An 11,371-nucleotide genomic window follows, 5' to 3' on the forward strand; every position below is an offset into this window, starting at 1 on the left:
CCGCGCCCCTGAGAGCTCTACAACCAGCCCTTTTCGCGTGCTGCTCGGACCGCCTCCGCTCGGTTTCTCACCGCCAGCTTCTGGATGGCTGTGCTGAGGTAGTTGCGGACGGTGCCCTGGGAGAGGTGCAGGGTGGCTGCCAGTTCGGCGTTGGTGGAGCCGTCCGCCGCTGCTCTGAGGACCTCCCGCTCCCGGTCCGTGAGGGGGTTGGCGCCGTCCGCCAGGGCCGCTGCCGCGAGGGTGGGGTCGATGACGCGTTCGCCCGTGAGGACCTTGCGGATCGCCTCGGCGAGCTGGGCGGCGGGGGCGTCCTTGACCAGGAAGGCGTCGGCGCCGGACTCCATGGCGCTGCGGAGGTGGCCGGGGCGGCCGAAGGTGGTGAGGATGACCAGTTTCACGGCCGGGAGCGCCTCGTGGAGACGGGCCGCGGCCTCTATGCCCGTCGCGCCGGGCATCTCGATGTCCAGGAGGGCCACGTCGACGGCGTGTTCGCGGGCCGCTTCCAGGACCTCGTCGCCGCGGGCCACCTGGGCGACGACCTCGATGTCCTCCTCCAGGCCGAGCAGGGCGGCCAGGGCCTCGCGGACCATCGACTGGTCCTCGGCGAGCAGGACCTTGATCGTGCGGCTCATGCCGGGGATCCTACGTCCGCCGGGTCGGCCGTCGGCACGCGGGCGACCAGGCGGAAGCCGTGCTTGAGCGGGCCCGCCTCCAGGGTGCCGCCCGCCGTGGCCAGGCGTTCGGTGAGGCCCGTGAGGCCGTTGCCGTGGCCGCCGCCCGGGCCGCCCGAGCCGTTGTCCTCGACAGTGAGTTCGAGCACCGGGCCGTCGAGGGTCTGGCGGCTCAGCAGCTCGACCGTGCAGCGGCCGGCGCCGCTGTGCCGTACGACGTTGGTGACGGCCTCGCGCAGGGCCCAGGCGAGGGCGGACTCGCTCTCCTCGGGGACACCGGCGAGGCCGGGCGGCTCGGCGGGCAGGTCGGTGGTGACGCCGGCCGCGGTCAGGGCGACCCGGGCACCGGCGAGTTCGGCGCCGAGGCGGGGGCGGCGGTAGCCGGTGACGGCCTCGCGCACGTCCACGAGGGCCTGGCGGCTGACCTGCTCGATGTCGGCGACCTGCTGGGCCGCCTTGTCCGGCTGGGCTGGGAGCATCCGGCCGGCCAGCTCGCTCTTGAGGGTGATCAGGGAGAGGGAGTGGCCGAGCAGGTCGTGCAGGTCCCTTGCCAGGCGCAGGCGTTCCTCGTTGGCGGCGAGCTGGGCGACGGTGGCGCGGGCCTCGCGCAGGGCGATGGCCGTCCGGACGAGTTCGCGTACGCCGGTCATGGCGAAACCGCCGAGCAGGGCCGGGATGAGGAGCCCGGACAGATAGGCCAGGCCGTCGTGCGTCGCGAGCGCCACCGCGGTCAGCAGCGCGCACGAAGCCGGGATCGTCCAGCGGGCCAGGCGCATGGGCAGGGCCGCCCCGGACGCGATCGAGACGTACACGAACAGCACCAGCCACTCGCGGCCCAGGGTGAGGGCGAGGAGCGTGGACTGGGCCGCGAGGACCCCGAGCGAGCCGAGCACCAGGCCGTTGCGCTCGCCGCGGCCGGTGCGGAAGACCAGCAGCATGTACCAGGTGACGAACGCGGCCAGGCCGATCCAGCCGAGGATCCGCACGCCCGTGCTGTGGCCGCCGTGCAGCAGGTCGGTGACGGGTGCGCTCAGGTAGGCCAGCCAGATGCCGGTCCACAGCGACTTCACCACCCGCTGCCTGCGGTTGACCGGGCGCTGCCCGATACCGACGCCGACGTCGTTCACGCCTTGAGGGTGTCCTTCCGGTACAACCAGGCCGCGCCGCCCGCGAACAGGGCGAACGACACCACGAGGACGGCGAGGTCCTGGACGTGCGGGGCGCGGCTCTGCTCGATGGCCCGCCCCAGCGCAGCGTACGCGTGCGTGGGAAGCCACTTCGCGATGTCCTGGAGCCACACCGGGAAGGTCGTCGTCGGCATCCACAGGCCGCCGAGCATCGACAGGCCGAAGTAGGTGATCATCGTGATCGGGCGGACCGCGTCGCCGCTGGCGAGGTAGCCGAGGGCGACGCCGAGCGCGGCGAAGACGAGGCTGCCGGCCCAGATCGCGCCGGTGAGGGCGAGCCACTGCCAGGCGTCCAGGCGTACGCCCTTCACGGCCGCCGCGACGGCGAAGACGATGACGATGGACGGCAGGCTGACGACGGCGGCGCTCGCGGTCTTGGCGAGGACGTAGCCGCGGCCCGGCAGGGTGGTCAGGCGCAGTTGCCGCACCCAGCCGTCCTCGCGCTCCCTGGCGATGCGCTCGCTGTTGCCCATGAGGACGGCCGTGAGAGCGCCGAAGGAGGCCATGGAGACCATCATGTAGGTCGGCAGGGTCAGGCCGGTGCCGGGGAGTTTCGTGGTGCTGTCGGAGTTGCCCGCGGTGATCAGGAACAGGAGCGACGGGTAGATCACGGAGAAGAAGAGGAACTTGCGGTTGCGCAGGGCGCGGGTGAGTTCCAGCTTGATCAGGCTGTTCACTTCGGCTTCGCCTCCTCGGCGGCGGTGATCGCGACGAAGGCCTGCTCCAGGCCGAGCCCGGCGACTTCGAGATTGCGGGGGTAGACGCCGAGGCCGTACAGGGCGTGGACGGTCGCGTCGGCGTCGGTGGACTGGATGCGGACGGTCCGGCCGGAGAGCGCCAGGGAGGTCAGGAACGGCAGGCCGCGCAGGGCCGCCACGTCGACGTCGCCCGCCAGGTCGAAGGAGACACGGCGGGCGCCCGCCTTGGCCTTGATCTCGGCGGCCGTGCCGTCGGCGAGGAGCCGGCCGCGGTGCAGCACCAGGACCCGGTCGGCGACGGCGTCGGCCTCTTCGAGGTAGTGGGTGGCGAAGAGGACGGTCCGTCCCTGGTCGGCCTGCTCGCGCATGGTGGCCCAGAAGGCCTGGCGGGTGGTGACGTCCATGCCGGTGGTGGGCTCGTCCAGGACGATGAGGTCGCTGTCGCCCGCGGTGGCGAGGGCGAAGCGGACGCGCTGGGCCTGGCCGCCGGAGAGCTTGTTGACCTTGCGGTCGGCGAGCTGCGCGATGCCCGCGCGGGACAGGACCTCGGAGGGCCGGTACGGCTTCGGGTGCAGGTCGCAGGCGAGCCGCACCAGCTCGGCGACCGTGACCTCGTCCATCAGCCCGCCGCTCTGCAGCATGGCACCCACGCGCCCGGCGACGATGGCCTCCCGGGGGCCGGTTCCGAAGAGGCGGACCGTGCCGCTGTCGGGCTTCTTGAGACCGAGGAGCAGATCGAGGGTGGTGGACTTGCCGGCGCCGTTGGGGCCGAGCAGCGCCACGGTCTCCCCCGGACGCAGGGTCAGGGTCAGTCCGTCCACGGCCCGGACGGTGTCGTATGCCTTGCTCACCTGGTCGAACGCGACCACCGAGGCTGTCGTTGTCATACGGCCATGGTGGCTTCGGGGGTGTCGGCGGGGGCAGTGTCGGGCGTCCGGAGTGCCGGATGACAGATGTCATGCCGCGCGGGTGACGACGCCGGACAGCCCCTGCCCGGTGGGGGGCAGGGGCTGTCCGTCCGGGCCGTGCGAGGTCAGTTCGGCTTGGTCTCGATGACTCCGACGCGCTCCGCCGGTGTCTTGCCTCGCAGGGCCTTGCGCAGCGCGGAGACGACGTCCTGCGGCAGAACGTCGCGCTTGCCGCTCGCGCCCTCGATCTGCACGCCCTCGAAGGTCGTGCCGTACGCCTCTTGCAGCGCCTTGAGGTTGTAGGTGTCCACGAGCTTGCCGTCGACGGCCTTGAAGCCGAGGATCTTCGGCAGGGACACGGGGCCGAAGTCGATGCTGTGGGCCGCGTCGGTGCGAACGGTGACCAGGTCGGACATCGCGGGCTGCGCGAACTCCTTCAGCATCCGGTCGACCTCGGCGTTCGACACCGTCGGCTTCCGGGAGGTGGTCGGGAGCGTCACCGCGCCCGCCGTGCCGGTCTCCACCTGGGTGCGGTAGGCCTCCTCGACCGCGGCGGTCGACTTGTCGACGTCGATGCCCTGGCCCGCCTTGCCGTACACGGCGACGGCCTTGCCGCCCTGGAACTTGATGGTGCCGTCGGACGACGAGCCGGAACCGCCCGCTGCGGTCTCCAGGGACGCGTGCAGCTTCTCCTCGTCGATCGGCATGACGGGAGTGACGACGCGGTGGTTGCCGAAGAGCGAGCCGATCACGGAGACCGGGTTGTAGTCGCTCTTCGCCGCCGCGTCGGCCGTGGCGTCCATGTCGAACTGGAGGCCCGCGTTGTCCGGGTCGAGGGGCACGGTCCTGCCGCCCACGGACAGCTTCAGCGGCTTGCCCGCACGGTCGTCGAAGGCGGCGTCGAGCTTCTTGACCGCGCCGTCGCGGGTGGTGCCGCCGATGTCGACGCCGAGGACGCTGGTGCCCTTGGGGACATCGGTGCGGTTCATCAGCAGGCCGGCGCCGTAGACGCCGCCGGCGACGACGACCACGCCGACCGCGAGCAGCACGAGCTTGTTGCGCCCCTTCTTCTTCGGCGCCTTCGAGGAGCTCGCCGGGGGCGGGGAGACCGGCTCGGGCAGCTTCGGGGCCCCGTGCGGCACCGGGCCCTCGCCGGGCGCGCCCGGGCCGAACGGAGAGGCCGCGCCGGACGGTACGACCGGGATGCCGCTGGTGACGGTGTGCCCGGAGACGTTGTCGTGGCGGGGGCCGTAGCCCTGGCCGTCCGGTTCGGGGGCCGGCTTCTGCGGGGTGAGGATGGCGGTGTCGTCGCTCATGCCGCCGCCGGGGGCGCCGCCCAGGGGGCCGGGACCGCCGGCACCCGCAGGGCCGCCGGGGTTGGCCGTACCCGGGCCGCCAGGGCCACCGGGGCCTCCGGGGCCGCTCTTGCCGGCGGGGCGGCCGGGTGCGCCCGGGCGGCCGGGGCCACCAGGCCCGCCTACGGCTCCGGGGCCGGCGGGGGCGCCGGGGCCTCCCGGTCGGCCGGGGTCGTTGAAGGCGCTGGGGGCGCCGGGGCCGCCGGGCGTGCCGGGGCGACCGGGCTCGTCGAAGGCGCCGGGGCCACCAGGACCACCGGGCCTGCCCGGCTCGTCGAAGCCGCCGGGCCCACCAGGACCGCCAGGCCTACCGGGGCCGCCCGGGGCACCTCGTCCACCCGGTCCGGCGAAAGCGCCGGGACCGCTCTGCTCGGTGAAGCCGCCCGGTGCGCCGGGCGCACCGGCCGGCGGCGCCATCGGGCCGTCTCCGGTGACCGGACCGCCGGTCGGGCCGGCCGGGCCCTGGGAGCCGGGGCCGCCCTGGCCCACACGGTCGTTCTCCGAGAAGTAGGGCAGATCGTCGCGGCGCGGTTCGCCACCACCACTGCCACTGCCACTGCCCGGGGCGGGACGCGAACCGTTGCCCAGCGGGCCCGCCGCCAGTGCCTCGGTGACGTCGAAGGAGCCGGTGCCGCCGCCGTGCCCGGGCGCGACGGGTCCACCGGTCGCGCCGCCGGGGAGCCCGGCACCGTTCGTACCGCCGGACCGGGAACCACCCGGCGCGCCCATGGAACCGACCACGCCTCCGGGCCGCCCGGCACCGGGCCGAGCCCCGCCGGACGCACCGGCACCGGGAGCGCCCGCACCAGGGGCGCCCGCGCCGGAACCGCCCGCCGCCGGGTTCGAACCGCCCGGCAGACCGGCCCCGTTGGTGGAGCCGCTGCCCTGACCGCCCGGGCCCGTGCCGGACTTGCGGGGCGCGAACCAGTCGCTGGTCGGCTTGTCGTCGGCGGACTGCGCGGGCTCGACGGGAGGCTCGACCGTGCCGGTGCCCCTGGAGGTGACGGCACCCGGCGCGGACGTCTCGTTGCCGGTGCCCGCACCGGTCCCGGTGTCGCCCGAGCCCGCCGTGTCCCCGACGGGCTTGCGCACCACGACGGGCGGAATGGGCCGTGACCCGGGGATGTTGATCCGGATCCGGGTCGTCAGCGTGGTCTCGGTCTTGCGTTCCTCCGGCCGCGCGGCCGAACGGCCCGCGTCCGTACCGCCGTCGGAGACCTTCGGGGTCCCGTACGGCGGCGTACCCGACGGGTAGGCGGATCCACCGCGCCCGTTGGGCCCGGAGGACGGAGTGTCAGTTTCACGACTCAAGGCAGGTTCTCCCGGTTGGCTCCGCCGCCCGACACAACCTCACGCGGGCAGCTCGGCGGCGCGCACCACCATACTGGCCACTTCTGGCCCGTATCCCACGACCGCCGGGAATCCCACACCGGACCCCCACGGGCGCGTCCTGGCGAAGTGGTACGTCACTTGGCAAGTCGGACGGGACCGCCGTCTGGTTGCCGCCCCGGGGCAAGGGTGGCGCACATCACAGCCACACCGATGCCCCCGAGCAGGTAGAGATAGGAGCCGCTCCCCGCGGCGAAGAGGAAGTCGCCCTCGGGGCGGCTGGCCGTGAGCAGGATGACGGCGAGCATCCAGCCGGCGGCGGCCGCGACGCCTCCGACCCGGCCGCGGGTGACGCGTGCCGCGCCCAGGACGGCTCCGGCCTCCCCGGCGAGGGCGAGCAGCAGTCCGCCCGGGAACCACGCGGGCTGCACCAGTGCCCCGGCCACGCCGACCACGGCGCCGAGCAGGAAGAACCCCAGGCAGGCGGTGACCCGTGCGGCGGACGGCGGCCGCATGGGCTGGGCGAGCATCGGACTCCGGTCACTCATGAGGCCTCCTCGACACCGGCGAACAGGTCCGTCTCCCGCTCACCGGGACCCCGCTCGCCTCGCACCAGCTCGTAGTACTCGGTCGTGAGGATCGGCTGGGCGAGTTCGTTGGACAGCACGAAGTACGGCTCGGCAACGGTGATCTGGGTGGCGTGGGCGCGCATCGCGGCGGCCTTGGCGGCGGCGTGGGCGGTGCCGTCGATCACCGCGGTGATCTGCTCCTCGGCGACCACACCGGGTACGTCGTCGACCGCGGCCGCCTTGGTGAAGGGGAGGCCGGGCAGGTCGTCACGGAGCCGGGCGAAGGACTCCTCCACAACGGGCCGGGGGACCCGGTTCCAGTAGACCTTCGGGACCGGCCGGCCGGCCTCGGCGGAGAGTTCGGCCGCGCGCATGGCGACGCGGTGGGCCTGGATGTGGTCGGGATGGCCGTAGCCGCCGTTGTCGTCGTAGGTGACGAGGACCTGGGGGCGTACCTCGCGGATCACCTCGACGAGGTGTGCTGCGGCCTCGTCGACGTCGGCCTGCCAGAAGCAGCCGGGGTCGTCGTTGTCGGGCAGGCCCATCATCCCGGAGTCGCTGTAGCGTCCGGCGCCGCCGAGCAGGCGGACGTCCTGGACGCCCAGCTCGGCCATGGCGGCGGTGAGCTCGCTCCGGCGGTGCTGGCCCAGGGCGGGGCCGCTCAGGTGCGCGAGCTCGGGCGGGATGACCTCGCCGCGTTCGCCGAGGGTGCAGGTGACCAGGGTGACGTGGGCACCCTCGGCCGCGTACCTGGCCATGGTGGCGCCGTTGTTGATCGACTCGTCGTCCGGGTGCGCGTGCACGAGCAGCAGACGACGGGAGGGCAGTTCCGTCATGGGGCCAGCCTATGAGGCCCGGGGCGGCTGGTCGGCGCGCCCCCGGGCCGTCATCCCTCGTCGTGCTCTTCCGCGTCGTCGGTCCGGTAGCGCGGCAGGCCGCTCGTGGAGATGGTCCACTCGCCGATGGTGACGTCCTCGCCGTAGACGAAGTTCTTGCGCACCGCGTAGCGAGGGCCCTCCGGTGTGGAGTGGATGTCGGTGAGGACGGCACCGGTGCCGGTACGGGGGTCGAAGATCGCGTAGATCGGAATGCCGAGCAGCGGATAGTCGCGCATCTTGCCCACCCAGTCGTTCTCCGGGCTGGACCGGGAGACGATCTCGATGGCGGCGACGACCGTACGGGGGTCGACGGAGCCTTCGACGTCGAGGTCGGCCCAGGCGATCACCATCACGTCCGGATGCCGCATGATGCCCTCGGGCACGTCTTCCACGTCAGGCGTGCCGTTGTGGGCCAGCAGGTCGTCCGGCATGACCTTCTCCAGACGGCGGCTGACGTGCGCGGCCGTGACCTCGTGCGGGCCTCCCGGCGACATCATGTCGTGCACGATCCCCTCTTTGGTGACTTCGAACTTCCCGGGGAGGGTGTCGTCCAGCGACCGCACGACATCCCTCATGGACCGGTACAGATGGGAGCCGTCCTGCCGCGCGTTGCCGGATGCGGTGGTCATGGCGCTCGCTCCTCGTCGTCTGTGCCCAGGGGCAAGGATCGTCACGTTCATGCTAGGCGGCCTCCTGCTGGTCGGAGCGGCAGTCGCGGCAGCGGGCCGCGGGGTCGGATGAGCGGAAGCCCCGGTCGCAGCCGTCGCAGTTCCGCATCGCCGACGGGGACGGCCGCGGTACGGCCGGTGCCCGGAACGGTGGCGGAGGCGGAAGCCGGTCGGCAAGGCGGTGGGCCAGGAAGGCCGCGGGGCGGCGTACGCCCTCGGGCGGCAGGTCGGCGCTCAGGGCCCGGCGTACGGCGGCGGGGGCGACGTCCCGCTCCAGCCAGGCGGCGACGCCGGGGGCCAGGTGGGCCGTGTCGCGGGCGGAGAGCAGCAGCCGGGGGTCGTGCCGGTGGAGGTCCGCGAGGAGGTCGGTGGCGGCTTGGAGGAGGGCGGGGGCGGGATACGCGGGCCGGGGTACGTCCGGGAGCGGTTTGCGGGGTGCTCGTCGCTCACGCGTCCCGTGCGGTGCTGGTGCGCGCTCTTCGCAGGCCTCGGGAGGCTGCGGTTCCGTGGCCGCCAGGGTCGCCTCGGCGGGGTGGCACGCCGCCACGGGCTGATTGCAGGAGGTCGTGCGGGTGACGATGCGGCCGGTGGGCGTGCGGACGCGTTCGCGGCGCAGATACCCGTGGGCCTCCAGTTCGCGCAGGGCGGCGGCGATCCGGGTAGCCCCCTCGGGGAACCGGGCGGCGAGGGCCTTGATGTCGACCCGGGCGCCCTTGGGCAGCGACTGGAGGTGGCAGGCCAGGCCGATGGCGAGGAGGGACAGCTCGGGGTGCTGGGTGAGGTGGTTGCCGATCACCGTGAAGCGGGTGGTGTGGCGGGTGTTGTCGTGCTGGAGCCCGCCGGTGCGGTGGGCAGTGCCGGGCCGCCGGTTCGGGTGCATGTTGCCCGCAACGCGGGCCTGGGCGTGCGGGGGCGCGCTAGGGTTCTGCATATCCATCAGGAAGGTCCGATCTTCCTCGGTGGTCAGGCCCTCGCACTGGGATTGGCGTCCCGGCGGGGGCCGTTTCATGTCTGCGGTTGTGGTGGTGGTGCGTTGCGCTGAGCGTCGGGCCTCGGGGGTCGCGAAATCCAGCCGGTTCGGGGATGTTCACCCGCCCGAGTGAGCGCGGGCCGCGGGCGGGAGGGGTGGGCTTGGCGGGGTCCTTTCTCCCCTCGGTTCTTTGTCTTTCAGTCGCCGACGGCACCGGAGCGTGAGGGTGCGGGTTCCGGTGCCGTGAAGCTCAGTTCGGCCCAGACGGTCTTGCGCGGGGACAGTCCCTCTGTCACTCCCCAGCGGTCGGCCAGCGCCTCAACGAGCAGCAGGCCTCGGCCCGACTCAGCCACGGCGTCGGGCGCTCGGAGCACGGGCAGCCGGTCGCCGCGCGTGTCGGTGACCTCGATGCGGACCGTGGCGCCGACCACGTAGAGCGTCAGGCGGAAGCTGCGGCCGGGGAGACGGCCGTGGGTGGCCGCGTTGGCCGCCAGTTCGGCGACGACGTGGCTCGCCCTCTCGTGCGGAAGCCCCCAGCTCCGGAGCGCGTCGACCGCGAGCAGGCGGGCGAGGCGGGCACCGCGCGGTGTGGACGACAGCAGCACGGTGAAGTTGCGGACCTCGCCCCTGGGTTCGGGTCGGGTCCCAGGTCCGGCGATTTCCTGAGTTTCCTGATTCACGTCACTCAGCGTGGCCGACCAGCCTTACCGTGATGCGTGATTGCCCTGTTACGTAGAGCAACCGTCCAAGGTCTGTCCGGTGCTGTCCGGACTGTCGACGCTGTTCCCACAGGCAGGGCGTGACGCACTACGGAGGGGTACGCATGTCGGTGAACGGTGAGGTGGAGCAGACGGAGGAGCCGGGCTGGGAGGTGGACCCGGACGACGACTGGGCGCTCGCCGTGGTCGCCACGGTGGGACGGCAGTTGAGGCTCCGCCGGGAAGCGTCCGGGCTGCGGGTCGGCGACTTCGCGGCGGCGGTCGGGTACGGCGAGGACCTCGTCTACAAGATCGAGAGCGGCAAGCGGATTCCCCGGCCCGACTATCTGGACACGGCGGACAAGGCATTGGATGCCGGGGGTCTTGTCGCGGCGATGAAGGAGGACGTGAAGAAGGTCAGGTACCCGAAGAAGGTGCGGGATCTGGCGCAGCTGGAGGCGCGGGCGGTGGAGCTTCAGCTCTACGACCCCTTGAACATCCATGGGCTGTTGCAGACGCCCGATTACGCACGTGGGCTGCTCCTCATGAGGCGCCCTGCCTACTCTGCGGAGGAGGTGGAGCGATTCATCTCCGCTCGTGTGGCCCGCAAGGCCGTCTTCGAACGGGACCCTGCCCCTGAACTCAGTTTCGTCCTGGAGGAGTGGACGCTGCGGCGCCCGCTCGGCGGAACGGCAAGGCTGCGCCAGCAACTGCAACATCTGCTGGAGATCGGTCAGTCGCGGAACGTCGAGTTGCAGGTGATGCCGATGGACCGTGAGGAGCATGCCGGCCTGGCAGGCGGCATCGAGGTGCTGAAGTTCGAGGACGGCTCGATGGTGGGGCGCTCACCGGCAGTTGCCAACGGCCGACCGGTTTCCGAACTCAGGCAGCTCCGTATCCTGGAACTCCGGTATGGCATCATCCGGGCGCAGGCCCTCACGCCGCGCGAGTCGGCCTCATTCATCGAGCAACTGCTGGGGGAGACATGATCCGCAAGACCTCGTCCGGAGACGCCTCCGACCTGGCCTGGTTCAAGAGCAGCTACAGCAGCAGCAGCGAGGGCGACTCGTGCGTCGAGGTCGCCACCGAGCCCGGCACCGTCCACGTCCGTGACTCGAAGAACGTCGAGGGGCCCCGGTTGGCCTTCGCCCCCGCCGCGTGGGGCACCTTCGTGCCGTACGCGGTCGAGGGCTGAACCTTCGGCTCCCGCGGCGCGGTCAGAACTTGATGCTGCCGATCATGCCCGCGATGTTCGTCGTCAGCTCGTTGATCGTGGGAGCGACGGTCGAGGAGGCGAGGTAGAAGCCGAGCAGCACGCACACGACCGCATGCCCGCCTTTCAGTCCCGACTTCTTGATGAGCAAGAAGACGATGATCGCCAGCAGCACCACCGCCGAAATCGAGAGTGCCACGGCGGTCACCTCCAATGATCCACAAGGT

Annotated in this window: 13 protein-coding genes; 2 read left to right on the top strand and 11 right to left on the bottom strand. The window is 72.4% G+C overall.

Annotated elements, in window-relative coordinates:
• Positions 1-17 precede the first annotated feature (17 nt).
• The 10 genes from ACZ58V_RS03090 to ACZ58V_RS03135 form a co-directional block, all read right to left on the bottom strand.
• Positions 18-632 (bottom strand): response regulator, encoded by a 615-nt coding sequence (locus tag ACZ58V_RS03090; RefSeq protein WP_471288033.1) that lies wholly within the window; start codon positions 630-632, stop codon positions 18-20.
• The gene (locus ACZ58V_RS03095; RefSeq protein WP_471288034.1) at positions 629-1,798 is read right to left on the bottom strand and encodes a sensor histidine kinase; all 1,170 of its coding nucleotides are present in this window, start codon (positions 1,796-1,798) and stop codon (positions 629-631) included. Before ACZ58V_RS03095 ends, ACZ58V_RS03090 begins: the two co-directional genes overlap by 4 nt.
• Positions 1,795-2,535 (bottom strand): ABC transporter permease, encoded by a 741-nt coding sequence (locus ACZ58V_RS03100; RefSeq protein ID WP_468187763.1) that lies wholly within the window; start codon positions 2,533-2,535, stop codon positions 1,795-1,797. The genes ACZ58V_RS03095 and ACZ58V_RS03100 overlap by 4 nt, the downstream gene beginning before the upstream one ends.
• Positions 2,532-3,443, bottom strand: a complete 912-nt coding sequence (locus ACZ58V_RS03105; protein WP_471288036.1) for an ABC transporter ATP-binding protein — start codon at positions 3,441-3,443, stop codon at positions 2,532-2,534. The genes ACZ58V_RS03100 and ACZ58V_RS03105 overlap by 4 nt, the downstream gene beginning before the upstream one ends.
• A 146-nt stretch (positions 3,444-3,589) precedes the next feature.
• Entirely contained in the window at positions 3,590-6,130 is a 2,541-nt protein-coding gene (locus tag ACZ58V_RS03110) for a hypothetical protein (protein ID WP_471288037.1), read from the bottom strand.
• Positions 6,131-6,285: 155 nt separating this feature from the next.
• On the bottom strand, positions 6,286-6,696 hold the full coding sequence (locus ACZ58V_RS03115; protein WP_471288039.1) for a DUF6113 family protein: 411 nt from the start codon (positions 6,694-6,696) through the stop codon (positions 6,286-6,288).
• The gene (mshB, locus tag ACZ58V_RS03120; RefSeq protein ID WP_471288040.1) at positions 6,693-7,553 is read right to left on the bottom strand and encodes an N-acetyl-1-D-myo-inositol-2-amino-2-deoxy-alpha-D-glucopyranoside deacetylase; all 861 of its coding nucleotides are present in this window, start codon (positions 7,551-7,553) and stop codon (positions 6,693-6,695) included. Before mshB ends, ACZ58V_RS03115 begins: the two co-directional genes overlap by 4 nt.
• A gap of 50 nt (positions 7,554-7,603) precedes the next feature.
• Entirely contained in the window at positions 7,604-8,224 is a 621-nt protein-coding gene (locus ACZ58V_RS03125) for a Uma2 family endonuclease (protein WP_471288041.1), read from the bottom strand.
• Positions 8,225-8,276: 52 nt separating this feature from the next.
• Positions 8,277-9,200, bottom strand: a complete 924-nt coding sequence (locus tag ACZ58V_RS03130; protein WP_471288043.1) for a helix-turn-helix domain-containing protein — start codon at positions 9,198-9,200, stop codon at positions 8,277-8,279.
• A gap of 230 nt (positions 9,201-9,430) precedes the next feature.
• Entirely contained in the window at positions 9,431-9,913 is a 483-nt protein-coding gene (locus ACZ58V_RS03135) for an ATP-binding protein (protein WP_471288045.1), read from the bottom strand.
• Between the two features lie 143 nt (positions 9,914-10,056).
• On the opposite strand from ACZ58V_RS03135, the gene ACZ58V_RS03140 reads away from it, so the two are divergent.
• Together ACZ58V_RS03140 and ACZ58V_RS03145 are read left to right on the top strand one after the other, a co-directional pair.
• A complete protein-coding gene (locus tag ACZ58V_RS03140; RefSeq protein WP_468187747.1) occupies positions 10,057-10,920 on the top strand; it encodes a helix-turn-helix domain-containing protein in 864 nt (287 codons plus the stop codon).
• Positions 10,917-11,126, top strand: a complete 210-nt coding sequence (locus ACZ58V_RS03145) for a DUF397 domain-containing protein (protein WP_468187745.1) — start codon at positions 10,917-10,919, stop codon at positions 11,124-11,126. Before ACZ58V_RS03140 ends, ACZ58V_RS03145 begins: the two co-directional genes overlap by 4 nt.
• A 22-nt stretch (positions 11,127-11,148) precedes the next feature.
• On the opposite strand, the gene ACZ58V_RS03150 is transcribed toward ACZ58V_RS03145, so the two are convergent.
• Positions 11,149-11,343 (bottom strand): hypothetical protein, encoded by a 195-nt coding sequence (locus ACZ58V_RS03150; protein ID WP_189190144.1) that lies wholly within the window; start codon positions 11,341-11,343, stop codon positions 11,149-11,151.
• Positions 11,344-11,371 lie beyond the last annotated feature (28 nt).

The sequence above is a fragment of the Streptomyces sp. NPDC040589 genome, from assembly GCF_055594445.1.